Annotated in this window: 17 protein-coding genes; 12 read left to right on the top strand and 5 right to left on the bottom strand. The window is 69.8% G+C overall.

All coding sequences use genetic code 11. The annotated features are described in order from the left end of the window. Positions 1 to 61: 61 nt before the first annotated feature. Both ACQPXM_RS37950 and ACQPXM_RS37945 read left to right on the top strand, forming a co-directional pair. Positions 62 to 583 (top strand): TetR/AcrR family transcriptional regulator, encoded by a 522-nt coding sequence (locus ACQPXM_RS37950; protein WP_432942815.1) that lies wholly within the window; start codon positions 62 to 64, stop codon positions 581 to 583. Positions 584 to 652: 69 nt separating this feature from the next. After that, positions 653 to 2,584, top strand: a complete 1,932-nt coding sequence (locus ACQPXM_RS37945; RefSeq protein WP_432942814.1) for an FtsX-like permease family protein — start codon at positions 653 to 655, stop codon at positions 2,582 to 2,584. On the opposite strand, the gene ACQPXM_RS37940 is transcribed toward ACQPXM_RS37945, so the two are convergent. Then, a complete protein-coding gene (locus ACQPXM_RS37940) occupies positions 2,568 to 3,152 on the bottom strand; it encodes a dihydrofolate reductase family protein (RefSeq protein WP_432942813.1) in 585 nt (194 codons plus the stop codon). The genes ACQPXM_RS37945 and ACQPXM_RS37940 overlap by 17 nt on opposite strands. Before the next feature lie 128 nt (positions 3,153 to 3,280). Between ACQPXM_RS37940 and ACQPXM_RS37935 the strand changes: the two genes are divergently transcribed. After that, entirely contained in the window at positions 3,281 to 4,273 is a 993-nt protein-coding gene (locus tag ACQPXM_RS37935; RefSeq protein WP_432942812.1) for a sigma-70 family RNA polymerase sigma factor, read from the top strand. A 3-nt stretch (positions 4,274 to 4,276) separates the two neighbouring features. Here the strand turns inward: ACQPXM_RS37935 and ACQPXM_RS37930 are convergent, their stop codons facing one another. Both ACQPXM_RS37930 and ACQPXM_RS37925 read right to left on the bottom strand, forming a co-directional pair. Next, positions 4,277 to 5,497, bottom strand: coding sequence for an MFS transporter (locus ACQPXM_RS37930; protein WP_432942811.1), 1,221 nt, complete (start codon positions 5,495 to 5,497; stop codon positions 4,277 to 4,279). Continuing rightward, positions 5,494 to 5,940 (bottom strand): MarR family winged helix-turn-helix transcriptional regulator, encoded by a 447-nt coding sequence (locus tag ACQPXM_RS37925; protein WP_432942810.1) that lies wholly within the window; start codon positions 5,938 to 5,940, stop codon positions 5,494 to 5,496. Before ACQPXM_RS37925 ends, ACQPXM_RS37930 begins: the two co-directional genes overlap by 4 nt. Positions 5,941 to 6,094: 154 nt before the next feature. Between ACQPXM_RS37925 and ACQPXM_RS37920 the strand changes: the two genes are divergently transcribed. The 5 genes from ACQPXM_RS37920 to ACQPXM_RS37900 all read left to right on the top strand — a co-directional run bounded on the left by ACQPXM_RS37920 (position 6,095) and on the right by ACQPXM_RS37900 (position 10,469). After that, positions 6,095 to 6,586, top strand: coding sequence for a YajQ family cyclic di-GMP-binding protein (locus ACQPXM_RS37920; protein WP_432942809.1), 492 nt, complete (start codon positions 6,095 to 6,097; stop codon positions 6,584 to 6,586). Between the two features lie 25 nt (positions 6,587 to 6,611). Then, the gene (locus ACQPXM_RS37915; protein WP_432942808.1) at positions 6,612 to 7,763 is read left to right on the top strand and encodes a methyltransferase; all 1,152 of its coding nucleotides are present in this window, start codon (positions 6,612 to 6,614) and stop codon (positions 7,761 to 7,763) included. Between the two features lie 84 nt (positions 7,764 to 7,847). After that, the gene (locus tag ACQPXM_RS37910; protein WP_432951164.1) at positions 7,848 to 8,510 is read left to right on the top strand and encodes a TetR family transcriptional regulator; all 663 of its coding nucleotides are present in this window, start codon (positions 7,848 to 7,850) and stop codon (positions 8,508 to 8,510) included. Next, the gene (locus ACQPXM_RS37905; protein ID WP_432942807.1) at positions 8,507 to 10,120 is read left to right on the top strand and encodes an MDR family MFS transporter; all 1,614 of its coding nucleotides are present in this window, start codon (positions 8,507 to 8,509) and stop codon (positions 10,118 to 10,120) included. Before ACQPXM_RS37910 ends, ACQPXM_RS37905 begins: the two co-directional genes overlap by 4 nt. 37 nt (positions 10,121 to 10,157) lie before the next feature. Beyond that, complete coding sequence (locus tag ACQPXM_RS37900; RefSeq protein WP_432942806.1) at positions 10,158 to 10,469, top strand: thiamine-binding protein; 312 nt, start codon at positions 10,158 to 10,160, stop codon at positions 10,467 to 10,469. Here ACQPXM_RS37900 and ACQPXM_RS37895 read toward each other — a convergent pair. After that, complete coding sequence (locus tag ACQPXM_RS37895) at positions 10,466 to 11,215, bottom strand: SDR family oxidoreductase (protein WP_432942805.1); 750 nt, start codon at positions 11,213 to 11,215, stop codon at positions 10,466 to 10,468. The two genes, ACQPXM_RS37900 and ACQPXM_RS37895, sit on opposite strands and share 4 nt — an antisense overlap. A gap of 100 nt (positions 11,216 to 11,315) precedes the next feature. Between ACQPXM_RS37895 and ACQPXM_RS37890 the strand changes: the two genes are divergently transcribed. Both ACQPXM_RS37890 and ACQPXM_RS37885 read left to right on the top strand, forming a co-directional pair. Next, entirely contained in the window at positions 11,316 to 12,179 is an 864-nt protein-coding gene (locus ACQPXM_RS37890; protein WP_432942804.1) for a helix-turn-helix transcriptional regulator, read from the top strand. A 97-nt stretch (positions 12,180 to 12,276) separates the two neighbouring features. Continuing rightward, positions 12,277 to 13,584 carry a ThuA domain-containing protein gene (locus ACQPXM_RS37885; RefSeq protein ID WP_432942803.1) on the top strand — a complete coding sequence of 436 codons (1,308 nt, stop codon included), beginning with the start codon at positions 12,277 to 12,279 and terminating at the stop codon, positions 13,582 to 13,584. Here ACQPXM_RS37885 and ACQPXM_RS37880 read toward each other — a convergent pair. Then, positions 13,581 to 14,480 carry a bile acid:sodium symporter family protein gene (locus tag ACQPXM_RS37880; protein ID WP_432942802.1) on the bottom strand — a complete coding sequence of 300 codons (900 nt, stop codon included), beginning with the start codon at positions 14,478 to 14,480 and terminating at the stop codon, positions 13,581 to 13,583. The two genes, ACQPXM_RS37885 and ACQPXM_RS37880, sit on opposite strands and share 4 nt — an antisense overlap. Before the next feature lie 99 nt (positions 14,481 to 14,579). Between ACQPXM_RS37880 and ACQPXM_RS37875 the strand changes: the two genes are divergently transcribed. Together ACQPXM_RS37875 and ACQPXM_RS37870 are read left to right on the top strand one after the other, a co-directional pair. Then, on the top strand, positions 14,580 to 15,665 hold the full coding sequence (locus ACQPXM_RS37875) for a WD40/YVTN/BNR-like repeat-containing protein (RefSeq protein WP_432942801.1): 1,086 nt from the start codon (positions 14,580 to 14,582) through the stop codon (positions 15,663 to 15,665). Between the two features lie 71 nt (positions 15,666 to 15,736). Beyond that, a complete protein-coding gene (locus ACQPXM_RS37870; protein ID WP_432942800.1) occupies positions 15,737 to 16,555 on the top strand; it encodes an endonuclease/exonuclease/phosphatase family protein in 819 nt (272 codons plus the stop codon). Positions 16,556 to 16,714 lie beyond the last annotated feature (159 nt).

Raw genomic sequence — 16,714 nt, 5'->3', positions numbered from 1 at the left:
GCCGGGTGGGACTGACGCTGAGCGGGCGCCGGGTACGCAGCGCCGGAGCGACGGTCGGCGGGTGCGGGGCGCCTTGCGGCGCGACGAGCTGCTGCGGGCGACCGTGGCGGTGATCGAGCGGTCCGGGGTCGCGGGCGTGAGTCACCGGGCCGTCGCGGCCGAGGCCGGGGTGTCGGTGGCCTCCACGACGTACCACTTCGCGACGCTCGACGACCTGCTGGTCGCGGCGCTCACCGGTGCCGCCGAGGACCTCACCGCCGAGCTGCACGAGCGGGTGACCGAGCTCGGCGCGCGACCCGCGGACGAACTCGCCAGACTGGTCGAGCACCTGCTGGTCTACCGCCGCGGGCGCACGCTCGCGGAGTACGAGCTGTATCTGCAGGCGGCCCGTCGGCCGGAGTTGCGGGACGCGGCCGCGGCCTGGCTGCAGCCGCTGACCGAGATCGCCCGCACGTTCACCACCAACCCGCAGAAGGCGAGTCTGCTCGTCGCCGCGCTCGATGGGCTCTTGCTGCAGTCGCTCGTCCGGGCGCGGCCGTTCGCGCAGGCCGACGTCGCCGCTCTGCTCGCGCACCTGAGGTAGCGCGCGCACTACCCGCGATCGGGTGCTGCGGCCCGTGCCGCGCAGGCGTCGAGCCGCTTGGCTGGGTGCATGTTGAGGATGTCGCTGGGGGCAGTCCGGGATCGATGGCACCTGTTCGCGGGGGCGTTGGTGGCCGTCGCGTTCGGGGTCGGGCTGGTGCAGTCCGCGCTGCAGGTGATGGCCGCGACGGACCAGCCGTCGTTGCCGCCCGGACTGTCCGGGCTCGAACGGTCGCGGATCCGCGACGGGTACGCCGGTGCCGCCACGCTGCTGGGCCTGTCGGTGATGCTCGCCGTCTTCCTCACGGTTTTTGTGGTCAGTACGACGTTCGGTTTCGCCGTGGCGCAACGGCGGCGCGAGCTCGGCCTGCTGCGCCTGATCGGGGCGCAGCGCGGACGGCTGCGGCTGATGTTGTTGCTCGAAGCCACATTGCTGGGACTGCTGGGAACCGCGGTCGGGGTGCCGGTCGGGCTGCTCGGCACCTGGGCGCAGTCGACGTTGCTGATCGAGGTGGGCATGTTGCCGCCGTGGTTCGAGGCGCCCTGGGTGCAGGGCACGGTGTGGGTGGCCGCCTTCGTCGGAGTGGGCACGGCAGTGGTCGGCGCGTCGGCGGCTGCCTGGCGAGCGTCGCGGGTCAGCGCCCTGGAAGCGATCGGCGACCTGCCGAGATCGTTCCCGGTGATGACCGGGTGGCGGTGGTTCTGGGGGCTGTCGGCGGCCGGGTTCACGGTGCTGATGGTGATCGCCGCGCAGGCCGCGGGCGACTTCGTGGCCGCGCTGATGATCGCACTGGTGGTGATGATCAGCGGATCGGTCGCGTTGAGCCAGTTGAGTCCGATCGTCGTACCGGTGGCCGGGCGGTTGCCGTCGCTGCTGCTGCGCGGTCATGTCGTCACGGACCTCGCCCGGGCCGGGGTCCTGCACGCCGTACGGCGAAGTGCCGCGACCGCGGCGCCGTTGATCGTGCTGGTCGGGCTGCTCGCCGGGTTGTGGGGTGTGTTCGGGTCGCTGGCGAAGGCGGTGGGGGAGGAACAGCGGCAGCTGATCACGGCGGAGCTGGTGGTTGGCGGACGCGTCGCCGACGGGCCTGGTGTCGCGGCGAGATCGGAGCAGACGACGGTGCCGGTGACGATCATGACGACCAGCGGCAAGAAGAAGCGGACGACGTACTCGGAGGCGGTCGGGATCGATCCGGCCGGCTACCAGCGCACGCACGCGCTGCGGCCGCGCAAGGGGTCGCTGGACAAGTTGTCTGGGGCAACGATCGCGATCGGGCCGGGGATGGCGGTCGAGGGGTACAAGCTCGGTCAGTCGGTGACCGCGACGATCGGGACCCGGCAGCAGGTGCTGACGGTGGTGGCGATCATGCCGGAGACGCTCGACGTGACCGAGAACTTCTTCGTGCCGCGCAGCCTGACGGCGGGGGTGGCGGGCAGCACCGAGACGATCGTGCGGGTCGCGCCGGGGACCTCGGCGAAGGAACTCGCCGAGCGGCTGCGCGCGCAGCCCGCGGCTGGTACCGGCGAGCCAAGCGCCGGGCGGGAGGTGCGGACCGTCCAGGAGTGGGCGGAGGCCAAGGCGGCGCACGAGCAGCGCGACGACACCGGGATCTTCGCCGTGCTGATGGGCCTGGCCGGCGTCTACGCGGCTGTTGCCGTGGTCAACGCCGTCGTGATGGCCGCCGCGGACCGGCGCCGCGAGTTCGCCCTGGCCCGGATGGCCGGACTCACCCGCCGACAGGTCATCGGCATCGCCACGGTGGAATCCCTCACCGTCGTCGTGGTCGGCGTACTGCTCGGCACGGTCGTCGCCGGAGCCGCCCTCGCGGGCATCGCTGCCGGCACCGCGCAGACGTACGGCGTCGTCGTGGTCGCCGTTCCGTGGCGGCTGCTCGGGCTCCTGCTCGCGGGTTCGCTGGCCGTGGTCGGCGGCGCGTCGGCCATCACCGCCTGGACCACGACCAGGTTCCGCCCGGTCACCGTGCTCAGTGGTCGCGAGTGACCTCGGGCCGATAGGTGAGAAAGGCAAGGTTTTCGCCGATGGTCTCGCTCTTCACGAGCCGGAGCGGCGTTCTGGCGCTGGTCTGGTCGAAGAGGCGCCGGCCGGCGCCGAGCACGACGGGGAAGACGACGAGTCGCAGCTCGTCGACGAGACCGTGCTTCAGGAGTCCGCGGGCGAGCTGAGCACTGGCGTAAACGAGGATCTCGCCGGCCACGGTCTGCTTGAGCTTCGAGACCTCGTCGACGACGTTGCCGCTGACGACCGTCGCGTTGGTCCAGACGGGCTGTTCCGAGCGCGACGAGACGACGTACTTGGGCAAGCTGTTGAGCCGGTTCGCCAGCTCGGTGCTCCTGGTGGTCCACCGGCGGCCGAACCACTCGTCACTGCGCCGCCCCAACAGCAGCGCCTCGGCGTGCAGCGCCTCGGCTGTCGCGACCTCGAACCATGCGTCGAGATCCGCGCCGCCGTTCTCGGCGAACCATCCGCCCAGTGCGAAACCCTCTTTGCCGTCCGGATCCTCCACCACGCCGTCGAGCGTGGCGTTGGTACTGATCACAACCTGTCCCATCCGAGTTCTCCTTCGTCGGTGTCCTGGTGAGGTGGACACCGACGACCGCGCAAAGGGGTCGCCCGGCCGCCTCCTCGAAGGGGCGGCCGGTGTCAGTACGAGCAATACGATGAGAGATAGGAGGGACAGTGGCAGCCGACTTGCTGGTCAGGGCACGCGCCGGGGACGGCGACGCCTTCCGCGAGCTGACCGAGCCCTACCTGCGGGAACTGCAGGTGCACTGCTACCGGATGCTCGGGTCGTTCCAGGATGCCGAGGACGCCCTGCAAGCCACGCTGCTGTCCGCCTGGCAGGGACTGGACGGCTTCGAGGGACGCGCCTCGCTGCGGACCTGGCTCTACCGGATCGCCACCAACCAGTGCCTCAACGCGCGGCGTTCGGCCGGTCGGCGTCCGGCGCAGGCGTGGAACGTGCCCGGCGTCGAACCGCCGTCGCCGACGAGGCTCGGCGAGGTCGTCTGGCTCGAGCCCTTTCCCGACGCGCTGCTCGACGGTTCGTCCGGCGTACCGCTCGGGCCGGAGGCGCGCTATGAGCTGTCGGAGTCGATCTCGCTGGCGTTCGTGACCGCACTGCAGGTGCTGCCGCCGCGCCAGGTCGCGGTCCTCGTCCTGCGAGACGTGCTGGGCTTCCGCGCCGCCGAGGTCGCCGAGTTGCTGGACACGAGCGTCGAGTCGGTCAAGGGTGCACTCAAGCGGGCCCGGGCCAACCTGCGGCTCGCGACGGGTGAGAAGCCACCCGCCGCTGGCTCGTCGGCCGAGGACGCGATCGTGGCGCGATTCGTCCACGCGTGGGAGTCGGCCGACGTCGACGCGCTGGTCGCGCTGCTGACCGACGACGTGTTCGTGTCGATGCCGCCGATGCCGTTCGAGTACGAGGGTCGCGACCTCGTTCGCCGGTTCTGCGCGAGCATCTTCGGCGCGGGCCGGAGGTTCGAGCTCGTGCCGGCGCGGGCCAACGGTCAGCCGGCGTTCGGGGCCTATCTGCGCGGCCGGGACGGGATCAGTCACGGCGCCGGCCTGTACGTACTCACCCTCGCCGGTGACCGGATCTCGGCGATGACCCGCTTCGAGAACACCGTGCTGCCCTCGTTCGGCCTGCCGAGATCCGTCCCAGGCCGCTGAGGATCAGGCGTCGGCCATTGTGACCGCGTCGGCCTCGGCCTTGGAGTGTGCCGACGGCATCCGCAGGTGGGCGAGCGGCTTCCAGCCGGTGGCCAGGGCGCCGACCGCGAGCAGCACCGCGAAGGCGCCGACGTAGAAGGGCAGCTGGATGCTGATCTCCTCGCCGAGCTTGCCGGCCAGCCAGGGCGCGACCGCACCGCCGGAGAAGCGGACGAAGCTGTACGCCGCGGACGCCGTACCCCGCTCGACCGGAGCCGCGGCCATCACGGCCTCGGTGATCAGGGTGTTGTTCACGCCGAGGAACAGGCCGGCGACGACCACGCCCACCGCCAGTACGCCGCGGTGGTGGGCGTACAGCCCCATCACCGCCAGGTCGGCGGCGAACAGCAGCAGCGACGTCATCACGACCGGCAGTGTGCCGAAGTGGCGCTGCAGCCACGGCGCCGCGAACACCGAGGTGAGCGCGAGGCCGATGCCCCAGCCGAAGAAGATCAGGCCGATCTGCCGGGCCGACATGGCCAGCGGGAACGGGGTGAAGGCGAGCAGCGTGAAGAAGCCGAAGTTGTAGAGCAGGGCGGTCACGGCGACGGTGGCCAGCGACCGGTGCCGCAACGCCTTCAGCGGTTCGAGGATCGACGTACGGCGTTGCGCCGGCGGCGAGGCGGGCAGCAGGAACGCGGTCGCGGCGAGCGCGATCGTCATCAGTACCGCGACGCCGAAGAACGGACCGCGCCAGGAGATCGTGCCGAGCTCACCGCCGACCAGTGGGCCGGCCGCGATGCCGACACCCAGCGCCGCCTCGTACAGGATGATCGCCTGGGCGACCGAGCCGGCCGCGGAGTTCACGATGGTGGCCAGCGCGGTCGCGATGAACAGCGCGTTGCCCAGGCCCCAACCGGCCCGGAAGGCGACGACGGCGCCGATCGAGTTGGACAGGCCGGCCAGCGCGCTGAACACCACGATGATCGCGAGACCGATCAGCAGAGTGCGCTTCGCGCCGATCCGGCTGGAGACCGCGCCGGTGATCAGCATCGCGACACCGATCACGGCCATGTAGCTGGTGAACAGCAGCGACACCTGCGACGGGCTGGCGTGCAGCTGCTCGGCGATCGGCTTGAGGATCGGGTCGACCAGGCCGATGCCCATGAAGGCGATCACACAGGCGAAGGCGACCGCCCAGACGGACTTGGGTTGCTTGAGGAACGAGCTGCTGGTGCTGCTCACCGGGGGGTGTCCTCCGTCGGTTCGAGGGTGAGGATCTTGTGCAGGACGGTGACCGCGGCCTCGAGCGTCCGGACGTCCTCGGCCGGCAGCTGGACCAGGCGCCGTGCGACAGCGTCGCCCGCCTCGCGCCGGGCCCGGTCGAGCTCCGCGCGGCCGGCGTCGGTGAGGCTGATCAGACTGGCCCGGGAGTCGGCCGGATCGGCATCCCGCCGGACCAGGCCGCTGTCTTCCTGCCGCTGCACCAGCGTCGACATCGTCGGCTGCGAACACCGGTCCGCCTTGGCCAGCTCGCTGATCCGGGTCGGCCCGAGCTCGTCCAGCCGTCCGAGCAACCGCATCGCCGCGTGCGGCAAGGCGCTCACGTCCCGGCTGGCCAGCCGGGTGAACCGGGCCGCCGCCACCACCGCGTCGACACCGAGCGTGGACAGGTCTGTCGCGATCACTCTTCCGAGATTACATAGGAGTGCTATGCATCTCCAGGCGGTGAGGCGCGGATCACGCCGCCGCGGACCGCAACGCCGCGTCCGGCCCGGCGGTCGTCATAGAGTGGCGCCGGAACACCCGTGAACCACCGAGCTGCAGAGAAGGGAGCCGACGATGGCCTCCGAATCCTCCTTCGACATCGTGAACAAGCTCGACCGTCAGGAGGTGGACAACGCCCTCCAGCAGACGGCCAAGGAGATCAACCAGCGCTTCGACTTCAAGGGTGTGGACGCGGGCATCAAGTGGGCCGGTGACGCGGTCGAGATCCAGGCGAACAGCGACCAGCGCGCGCTCGCCGTCCTGGACGCGTTCAAGGGCCGGCTGGTGAAGCGGCAGGTGTCGCTGAAGAACATCGAGGCCGGCGAGCCGCACGCGTCCGGCAAGCTCTACAAGATCACCGTCGAGATGATCAACGGGATCACTCAGGAGAACGCCAAGAAGATCTCCAAGCTGATCCGCGACGAGGGCCCGAAGGGCGTCAAGGCGCAGGTCCAGGGCGACGAGCTCCGGGTGTCGAGCAAGAGCCGCGACGACCTGCAGCAGGTCCAGGCGCTGATCAACAAGCAGGACTTCGACTTCGCCGTCCAGTTCGTGAACTACCGCTGACCGCTTCGTTGCCGACGGCATCACCGTGAAGCTGGTCGCCAGGTCCGTGCACGGACTGGAGTGGGTCTGCGCGGCCGAGATCGCCGAGTCGCTGGACACGGCGAGTGGGATCCGGCTGGCCCGGCGGGAGATCTCGTTCGAGCTGCCGGACGCCGATCGCCGGGTGCTCGGCCTGCGGTGTGCCGAGGACGCCTTCCTGGTGGTCGGAACCGTGGCCGGGACGGGGACCACCAAAGCCGCGCTACCAGCCCTGGCCACCCAGCTGGCCGAGCTCGAGTGGGACGCCGCGCTGGCGAGCCTGCGAGCACTGCGCGACCTGCGCGGCCGCTTCACCTTCGACTGCGTCGTGAGCATCGAGGGCAAACGCACCTACAACCGGTACGACGTCGAGGGCGTCGCCGGCCGAGCCGTCGCCCGCCGGCTCGGCGGTGAGTTCCTGCCGCGGGATCCCCAGGGTGGTCTCAGCGCGACGCCAGATCTGACCGTGCGGTTGTTCCTGCGTGGCTCGGAGACGATCGCCGCCCTGCGGCTGGCGTCCCGACCGCTGCACCGCCGCGACTACAAGCTCCAGACCGGGCCCGGGACGTTGCAGCCCCCGGTCGCGGCCGCGCTGGCCGCCCTGGCCGGACCGTTGCCTGGGGCCACGATCCTCGACCCGTTCTGCGGCGACGGGACGATCGCGATCGAGGCTGCGCTGACCTGGCCGACGGCGCGCGTGCTGGCCGCCGACCTCGATCCCGACCGGGTCGCGAACACGCGCGCGAACGCCGCCGCGGCCGGCGTCTCCCTGGGGATCTCGCAGGCGGACGCGGGGGCACCGGTCGAGGGTCGCCCGCCGCTCGACGCGGTGCTGACCAACCCGCCCTGGAACGTGGCGGTGCAGTCGCAGGGAAGCCTGGGCAGGTCGCTCGACAAGTTCTGGCGCCGCCTGCCCGCCGGGCTCGATCCCGCGGCGAAGATCTGCCTCGTCGGTGACGTCGAGCTCGACCTCCCCGCGGTCCTCGAACGGCGTGGCTACCGGCTCGGGCTGCAGACCCAGCTCCGGCTGGCCGGGCGCCTGGTCCATCTCGTCCTGGCCCGCGGCCCTGCGGGCGACGTACCGGAACTGCCGGAGAACCTCTGGACCTGGCGGCGGCGAGCGATTCGGGAAGGGGTTGTCACCGAGGCGGGCTTCTAGCTGGCCGCTCCGGTGCAGGCCTGCAAAGTTGCACGGAAAACAATTTGCACCCACTGCAAATTCGCGCCTACCGTAGACGGCGTGATGCAGACCGACGACGTCGCGGCCGGTGGCCGGCGTGAGCGCAAGAAGCGGGAGACGCGCCAGGCGCTGGCCGCCGCGGCGTTGCGGCTGGCGGTGGAGAAGGGGCCGGACAACGTCACGGTCGAGGAGATCAGTGAAGCCGCGGACGTGTCCGTGCGGACCTTCTTCAACTACTTCCCGCACAAGGAGCACGCGATCCTCGGGCGCGATCCAGAGGATCTGGAACGGGCGCTGACCCGGCTGCGGGAGACACCGGCCGAGTACTCGCCGCTGACCACGATGCGCCTGCTGATCACCCGGACGCTGGCCGAGTTCGAGGACGAGCAGGGCGACCGGGCCCGGCAGGTCGGGCTGATCTTCGAGTCGCCGGCGTTGCTCTCGCAGTTCGTCCTGCTCGGCGCCGAGGACGAGCGGGCGCTGTCCGCCGAACTGGCCGAGCGGATGGGCGCTCCGCCCGGTGCGATCGCGCCGGCCCTGATCGTGTCCACCGTCATCGCGGCGATCCGGGTCTCGGCCGAGAAGCTCAAGCAGGCCGGGCCGGAGCTCGCCGGCCGCACGCTCAGCTCACTGGTCGACGAGGGGTTCCTGATGCTTGCTCACGGCCTCGATCCCGACTACGACCCGCACGCCCTGTCCCGAATCGACCAGGAAGGTCAGTCATGACAACGACCTCTTCGCCCACGCCGTCCGACGCGGGGGGCGAGGTCCCGGTATCCACTCCGCCGGAGCAGGCCGCCGCACAGGTCGCCACGCTCACCCCGCGGCAGACCATCCAGGCCATCTCCGGCCTGATGATGGGCATGTTCGTCGCGATCCTGGCCGGCACCGTGGTCTCGACCGCGCTGCCGCGCATCATCCACGACCTCGGCGCCAGCCAGTCGTCGTACACCTGGGTGGTCACGCTCGAGCTGCTCGCGATGACGGCCACCGTGCCGCTGTGGGGCAAGCTCGCCGACCTCTACAACAACAAGCTGCTGGTCCAGCTGTCGCTGGGCTTCTTCGTGGTCGGTTCGCTGGTCGCGGGCTTCGCACCGAACATCGAGGTGCTGCTCGGCAGCCGGGTGCTGCAGGGCCTGGGCGCTGGTGGCCTGACCGCGCTGGTGCAGATCGTGATGGCCGCGATCATCCCGCCGCGCGAGCTCGGCCGGTACTCCGGCATCTTCGGCGCGATCTTCGCCTCGGCGACGGTCGGCGGACCGCTGCTCGGCGGTTTCCTGGTCGACTCGCCGCTGGGCTGGCGGGCCTGCTTCCTGGTCGGCGTGCCGTTCGTACTCGCCGCGATCGTGCTGCTGCAGCGCACGCTGAAGCTGCCGACCGTACGCCGTGACGTGAAGATCGACTGGTGGGGCGCGTTCCTGATCACCGCCGGGGTGAGCACGCTCCTGGTCTGGTCGTCGTTCGCCGGCAACAGGTTCGAGTGGGCCTCGGGCTGGAGCTTCCTGCTGGTCGGCGCCGCCCTGGCCGCGCTGGCGGCCGCGGTGATGGTCGAGCGCAAGCACCCCGAGCCGATCATCCCGATGGACCTGTTCCGCAACCGCACGGTGACGCTGTCCATCGTCGCCAGCGCCCTGGTCGGCGTGGCGATGTTCGGCGGCTCGGTGTTCCTGGCGCAGTACTTCCAGATCGCGCAGGGCTACTCGCCGACCAAGGCCGGGCTGATGAGCCTGCCGCTGATCCTCGGCATGATGGTCGCCTCCACGATCGCCGGTGGGCTGATCACGAAGTACGGCAAGTGGAAGATCTACCTGGTGGTGGGCAGCGTGCTGCTGCCGGTCGGGCTGGGCCTGTTCGGCACGATCGACGCGCACACCGGCAAGGCCACGCTGTGGGGCTTCATGGTGATTCTCGGCGTCGGCATCGGCCTGGTCATGCAGAACCTGGTGCTCGCCGCGCAGAACGACGTCCCGGCGCGCGAGCTCGGCGCGGCCACCTCGGCGGTCAGCTTCTTCCGCAGCATGGGCGGCACCATCGGCGTCAGCGTGCTCGGCGCGATCCTGGCCAACCAGGTCACCGAGACGCTGAACCCCGGCGGTTCGTCGTCCGGCGGCAGCACCGTGCCGAACATCGCCGAGCTGCCGGAGCCGGCCCGGATCGTCGTCGAGAACGCGTACGGCGCGGCGACCGCGGACCTGTTCATGATGTCGGTGCCGTTCGCGGTGCTGGCGCTGGTCGCGGTGCTGTTCATCAAGGAGAAGCCGCTGCTGACCACCAGCGGTGCCGAGCGCCGGGCCGACGAGGAAGCGGCCGGCCGGCTGCGGCAGGACGACGTCTGAGACCGGCTGATCACCGCCGGGCTGGTTAGCTGGAGGCATGATCGTTGCCTTCAGTATCAGCCCGGCCGGCGGGGACGAGACCGGTGGCGTGAGCGAGGCGGTCGCCGAGGCGATCCGCGTCGTACGCGCCTCCGGCCTGCCGAACGAGACCAACGCGATGTTCACCAATCTCGAGGGGGAGTGGGACGAGGTGATGGCGGTGGTCAAGCAGGCCGTCGACGCCGTCGCCGCGGTCTCACCCCGGGTCAGCCTGGTGCTCAAGGCTGACATCCGGCCGGGGTACACGGGGCAGCTGACCGCGAAGGTCGAGCGCCTGGAGCAAGCCCTCGGGGAGCAGCTTCAGTCCTAGTGGTCGCTGTTGTTGAGCGTGGTGAAGGTCTGCTCGAAGCGGTTCTCCAGCTCGGAGTCGCGCAGGAACTTCACCCGCTCGACCAGGATCTCGTCGGCGTCGGGCTGGTCGGCGAACAGCTGCACCGACTCGGTCAGGAACTCGTCCAGCGGCATCCACTGCGGGCTCGGCTCGCGGCCCTCGAGCAGCGTGGTCTGCACCGCCGGCGGGACCAGCTCGATCACCTGGACGCCGGTGCCGGCCAACTGGTGGCGCAGGCTCACGGTGTAGCTGTGCACGGCCGCCTTCGTCGCGCTGTAGGTCGGGGTCATCGCCAGCGGCGTGAACGCCAGCCCGGACGACACCGTGACGATCGCCGCGTCGGGCCGGCCGAGCAGGAACGGCGTGAACGTGGTGAGCGCGCGAATCGTGCCGAGCAGGTTGATCTCGATCGTCTCTTCGGCTGCGGCCAGATGTCCGGGATCGCGCAGGTCCTCCGCGCGCATGATCCCGGCCATCGCGATCAGCACGTTGGTCTCGGGGTACGTGGCGGTGACGGTCTCGTACGCCGCCTGGAGCGAGGCCGGGTCGGCGACGTCCAGCTCGATCGTGCCGAAGCCCTCCTCCGCAGCGAGCTGGTCCAGCAGCCCCTTGCGCCGGCCGCTGATGATCACGGTGTTGCCGAGGTCGCGGAACTTGCGGGCCAGCCCGAGGCCAATGCCCGAGGTGCCGCCGGTCATGAAGATCGTGTTGCCAGTCGTTTTCATGGCTCCAGCTTTGGCCCGCCGCCACTCGGTAACCAGGCTGAGCTCAACCACTGCTCGGCAAGCAGTGGTTGAGCCGCCCGGACCCTGCGAACCTGGACCCATGGAGTACGGCGAACTGTCCGATTTCCTGCGCAAACGCCGGGAAGCCCTGCAACCCGAGGACGTCGGCATGCCCCGCGGCCGGCGCCGTCGTACGCCGGGACTGCGGCGCGAGGAGGTCGCCGCGCTGGCGTCGATGTCGACCGACTACTACAGCCGGCTGGAAGGGGGCCGAGGGCCACAACCTTCGGCGGAGATGCTGTCGGCGATCGCGCGGGCGCTCCGGCTCACGCTGGCCGAGCGGGACTACCTGTTCGTGCTCGCCGGGCACGGGACGCCGCCCCGGGTGACGCGGCTGGATCACGTGAACCCCGGCCTGCTGCGCATCCTCGACCGGCTGGACGACACCCCGGCGGTGGTGCTGAACCGGCTCGGCGAGACGCTCGCGCAGACCCGGGCGCACGTCGCGTTCGAGGGCGAGCAGACCAACTACGACGGGCTGGACCGCTTCGCCGTCCACCGGTGGTTCATGGGGGACAAGGGCAACTACCAGGAGCGCGAGTGGGCGAACCACGGCCGGATCCTGGTCTCGATGCTGCGTGAGGTGTTCGCCGCCGACGGGCCGAAGTCGCAGGCCGCCACGATCGTCCGCGTGCTGTCGGAGCGCAGTCCCGAGTTCGCGGCGCTGTGGGCGGCGCACGAGGTCGGTCACGCGCACACCCAGACGAAGTGGTTCCGGCACCCGGTCGTCGGTGAGCTGGAGTTGCACTGCCAGGTGATGTCGGACAGCGACCAGCAGCAGACGTTGCTGGTTTTCACCGCGACGCCGGGCAGCGAGAGCGCCGAGCGGCTGCGGCTGCTGACCGTGGTGGGGAGTAACGAAGGAAACTTCTGGAAAGGGCTCGCGGACTCTGGACAGGCTTAAAACTGAAAGTTAGTTTAAGTCTTGAAATCGGGCTGTGACCGCCCGATCACCGCGCGGATCGCCCCCGTCCGCGCGGTTCACGGAAAGGACCGCCCCCATGCCTTTCGTCCGACCTGCCGTCATGCCCAGATTGCTGGCCCTGATCCTCGGTCTGGTGCTGCTCGCCTCGGTGCCCGTCGCCGAGGCCAGGGTCCAGCAGGACCAGAAGCTCCAGGCGAGCTTCAACGTGCTCGCGTTCTACAGCGGGACCTGGGACGCCGCCCACATCGATTTCGTCAAGGAGGCGAACGAGCGGTTCCCGCAACTGGCCGCGCAGAACGGCTTCACCTACACCCCCACCAACGACTGGAGCCGGCTGAACAACCTCAGCGCTTCGCAGTACCAGGTGGTGATGTTTCTCGACAACGCGCCGACGAACGCCACTCAGCGGGCCGGGTTCCAGCGGTACATGGACAACGGTGGGGCCTACTTCGGCTTCCACGTGACGGCGTACAACGACGCCAACACGCCCAGTTGGCCGTGGTACTACCAAACGCTGCTCGGGACCGGCCGGTTCACCACCAACACCTGGGGTCCGACCGCGGTGACGCTGCGGACCGAGAACCGCACTCACCCGGCGCTGGCGAACACCGGCGCGACGTTCCGGTCGTCGGTCAGTGAGTGGTACGGCTGGCAGAACGACCTGCGCAGCAATCCGAACCTCCAGATCCTGGCCGCGATCGATCCGGGCAGTTATCCGGTCGGCACCGATCCGAACCAGACCTGGTACAACGGCTACCACCCGATCATCTGGGCGCACAAGAACTACAAGATGATCTACGCCAACTTCGGCCACAACGCGATGAACTACGACACCAACACCCGGCTGTCGTCGACCTTCGACAGCGCCGCGCAGAACCAGTTCATGATGGACGCGCTGAAGTGGCTCGACGGTGGCGGCACCCCGCCGGTCGACCCGCCGACCGGTCAGCCCGAGCCCACCACCTGGTACTCGGCGACCAGCAAGGCCACCGGCAAGTGCGTCGACGCCCGCGCCGCCGGTACGGCGAACGGCACGGTCGTCCAGCAGTACACCTGCAACGCTTCGACCGCCCAGCACTTCCAGTTCCAGCCGACGTCCGGCGGCTTCACCCGGATCAACAACCGCAACGACGCCGGCAAGGTCGTCGACGTCACCAACGTCTCCGTGGCCGACAACGCCGGCCTGCAACTGTGGACCTACAGCGGCGGCAACAACCAGCAGTGGCAAGCCGTTGCTGAGGGCAACGGATACTGGCGCTTCGTCAGCCGGCACAGCTCCAAGTGCCTCACGGTCCCCGGCGGCTCCACCGCCGACTCGGTCCAACTGGTCCAGCTGACCTGCAACGGCACCGCGTCCCAGTCGTTCAAGCTCACGCCCGCCTAGACAGCGGTCCGGCCGGGCATCGTCTCGTTGCCCGGCCGGACGCCGCGGCGGCTCAGGTAGTAGGCGAACAGGGCCGTCGGGAAGAACATCACGATGCCGTAGACAGCGACTGGGATCGACATCTCGCTGTTGTCGAGCAGGGACGGGCTGAGTGCGATGGTCAGCGCGAGCGTGGCGTTGTGGATGCCGATCTCCATCGAGCAGGCGATCGACTGGCGTTCGGCGAGTCCGGTCAGCCGCGGTACGGCGTACCCGATGGTGAGGCTGAGCACGTTGAGCAGCAGCGCGATCAGGCCGACCTCGACCAGGTAGTCGAGCACGTTGTCGCGTTCGGTGTAGACCGCGGCGAAGATGACCAGCGCGAGCACGACGATCGAGCCGAGCTTGACCGGCCGGGTCATCCGGTCGGCGAACGCCGCACGGCGGGCGCGCACGAGCATGCCGAGCGCGACCGGGACCAGCACGATCGCGAAGACCTGCAGCATCTTGGCCGGTTGCAGGCCGATCTGCCCGTCGCCGAGGAAGTGGTTCAGCGACAGGTTGACCACGATCGGCAGCGTGATCACGGCCAGCACCGAGTTCACCGCGGTCAGCGTGACGTTGAGCGCGACGTCGCCGCCGGCCAGGTGGCTGAACAGGTTGGCCGTCGTACCGCCGGGGGAGGCGACCAGCAGCATCATGCCGACGGCGAGCGCGGGCGCCAGGCCGAACACCTTGACCAGGCCGAAGCAGATCACCGGCAGCAGCACAACTTGGGTGCCCAGGGCAACCAGTACGGCGCGCGGCATCCGCAGGACCCGGGTGAAGTCCTGGACCGTCAGCGTCAGGCCGAGGCCGAACATGATCACCGCCAGGGCGACCGGCAGCAGCACCGAGGTGAGCACGGAGTCGTTCAACGCAGGCCTCCTTGGGGCACGGGTGCTCAGAGTGACAGTGGGGCCGGAGCGGCGGCAAGGGCTCGTGCTCGGCCGGGTGGTGTATTAGCTTTGCCGGTCATGAAGACCCTGCGCATCGCCGCGCTCGCGGCCGGAGTTCTGCTCGCCACCAGTCAACTGCTTCCGGCCCACGCGGCCGGTGCCTCGGGCGGCCACCGGCCGTCGTACCAGTGGGAACTGACGCCGACGGGCAGTACGTCGCAGTTCCGTGGGCTGGCGGCGGTGAACAAGGACGTCGCGTGGGTCGCCGGCAGCGCCGGGCAGGTGCTGCGCACAACCAACGGCGGCAAGGCGTGGCAGAACGTGAGCCCGCCCGGTGCGGAGACGCTGCTGTTCCGCGACGTCGAGGCGTTCGACGCCCGGCGCGCGGTGGTACTGGCGATCGGGCCGGGGGAGGACTCGCGGGTCTACCGGACCGAGAACGGCGGCCGGAGCTGGACCGAGACGTTCCGGAACACCGATCCGAACGCGTTCTACGACTGCCTGGACTTCAACAACTCCCGGCACGGGCTCGCGCTGAGCGACCCGGTCGACGGCAAGTTCCGGATCGCGGAGACCTCGAACGGCGGCAAGTCCTGGCAGATCCAGTCGACCAAGGGCATGCCGGCGGCGCTGCCCGGCGAGTTCGCCTTCGCGGCCAGCGGGACCTGTCTGGTCGCCGGACCCGGCCGGACGGCCTGGTTCGCTACCGGTGGCGCTGACCGGCCGCGGGTCTTCCGGACCGTCGACGGCGGCCGCACCTGGAAGGTGAGCGACTCGCCGATGGCCAGCGGCCCGGCGGCCGGGATCTTCAGCCTCGCCTTCCGTGGCCCGCTGTACGGCGTCGCGGTCGGCGGCGACTTCGAGAAGCCGGACCAGGCGGTCAAGGCGGCCTCGGTGACGTACGACGGTGGCCGGACCTGGCGGCTCGTCCCCGCCGAGCAGGCGCCGAAGGGCTACCGCAGCGGATCGGCGTTCGTGCCCGGCACGCTCGCGACGGTGGTCGCGGTCGGGCCCTCGGGCAGTGACGTGAGCCTGAACGGCGGACACAGCTGGACCCAGTTCTCCGACGCGAACTTCGACAGTGTCGAGTGCGCCGGTCACGGCCCGCAGGCGGGATGCTGGGCCTCGGGTGCGAAGGGGGCCGTCGGCCGCCTGACCCGGTGAGACGGTTTGTTCAACTCGGCGACACCCGGACGACGTGCCGGGGTCGCACCGGTTCGACCAGGATTGAGGTCATGCGCATTCTTCCCAAGAGCCTGATCGCCGCTGTCGCGGGACTGCTGCTGGTGCTGCCCACCGCGGCTGCGGCCGGCCCGCGGAACGACGAGCGGGCGCTGACCGTGATCACTTACAACATTCACCACGGCGCCGGCGTGGACGGCGTACTGGACCTCGAGCGGATCGCCACCGTGATCGAGAAGTCCGGGGCGTCCGTGGTCGGGCTGCAGGAGGTCGACAACCACTGGAGCGAACGCAGCAACTGGGTCGACCAGGCCGCGTGGCTGGCGCGCCGGCTGAAGATGCACTACCGCTACGCCCCGAACCTCGACCTGCCGCCGGTGAACGCGGGCGAGCCGCGGCGCCAGTACGGGACGGCGGTGCTGTCGCGTTTCCCGATCAAGGACTTCCACAACACGCTGCTGCCGAAGGCTCCGGCCGGCGAGCAGCGCGGGCTGGCGGTCGCGACGCTGAAGGTCCGCGGGCAGGAGCTGCGGTTCGCGAACACGCACCTGACCCACAACAACAACGCCGAGCGGTTGGAGCAGGCGCAGAAGGTGGTCGAGGTGCTCGATGGCTCGAAGCAGCCGACGCTGCTGGTCGGTGACCTCAACGCGGCGGCCACCACGCCGGAGATCAAGACCCTGACCGCGGTCTGGCGCGACACCTGGCCCCAGGTCGGCTCCGGCCCGGGCAACACGATCGAGGCGAGCAACCCGACCGCCCGGATCGACTACCTGCTGCACAGCGCCGCGCTGCGTCCGACGTCCGCGTCGGTGCCCGTGACGCTGGCTTCCGACCACCTGCCCGTGGTGGCGAGCTACACCTTGCGCTGACTTTCGCCCAGTTCGACCCGGCGTCCTCCGCTCGCGGAGGGCGCCGGTTTTTCGTTGCCCTGGCAATCGGTTGCCTCGGGCGACTACTTGAGTGCACGTGAATTACAAGCTTGTAGTTTGTCAAGCCGACACGCACGTGCAACAAAGTTATTCGTGTGA

This window comes from Kribbella sp. CA-253562, from assembly GCF_050942265.1.
Classification (GTDB): Bacteria; Actinomycetota; Actinomycetes; order Propionibacteriales; family Kribbellaceae; genus Kribbella.
This window is presented reverse-complemented; position numbering and strand designations above follow the sequence as displayed.

What these genes read in the sequence shown, in the direction of transcription:
- ACQPXM_RS37875 (WP_432942801.1), top strand. Translation starts at nt 14,580, where the DNA reads ATGAAGACCCTGCGCATCGCCGCGCTCGCGGCCGGAGTTCTGCTCGCC.
- ACQPXM_RS37890 (WP_432942804.1), top strand. Translation starts at nt 11,316, where the DNA reads ATGGAGTACGGCGAACTGTCCGATTTCCTGCGCAAACGCCGGGAAGCC.
- ACQPXM_RS37940 (WP_432942813.1), bottom strand. Translation starts at nt 3,152, where the DNA reads ATGGGACAGGTTGTGATCAGTACCAACGCCACGCTCGACGGCGTGGTG.
- ACQPXM_RS37910 (WP_432951164.1), top strand. Translation starts at nt 7,848, where the DNA reads ATGCAGACCGACGACGTCGCGGCCGGTGGCCGGCGTGAGCGCAAGAAG.
- ACQPXM_RS37905 (WP_432942807.1), top strand. Translation starts at nt 8,507, where the DNA reads ATGACAACGACCTCTTCGCCCACGCCGTCCGACGCGGGGGGCGAGGTC.
- ACQPXM_RS37945 (WP_432942814.1), top strand. Translation starts at nt 653, where the DNA reads ATGTTGAGGATGTCGCTGGGGGCAGTCCGGGATCGATGGCACCTGTTC.
- ACQPXM_RS37885 (WP_432942803.1), top strand. Translation starts at nt 12,277, where the DNA reads ATGCCTTTCGTCCGACCTGCCGTCATGCCCAGATTGCTGGCCCTGATC.
- ACQPXM_RS37870 (WP_432942800.1), top strand. Translation starts at nt 15,737, where the DNA reads ATGCGCATTCTTCCCAAGAGCCTGATCGCCGCTGTCGCGGGACTGCTG.
- ACQPXM_RS37900 (WP_432942806.1), top strand. Translation starts at nt 10,158, where the DNA reads ATGATCGTTGCCTTCAGTATCAGCCCGGCCGGCGGGGACGAGACCGGT.
- ACQPXM_RS37920 (WP_432942809.1), top strand. Translation starts at nt 6,095, where the DNA reads ATGGCCTCCGAATCCTCCTTCGACATCGTGAACAAGCTCGACCGTCAG.
- ACQPXM_RS37895 (WP_432942805.1), bottom strand. Translation starts at nt 11,215, where the DNA reads ATGAAAACGACTGGCAACACGATCTTCATGACCGGCGGCACCTCGGGC.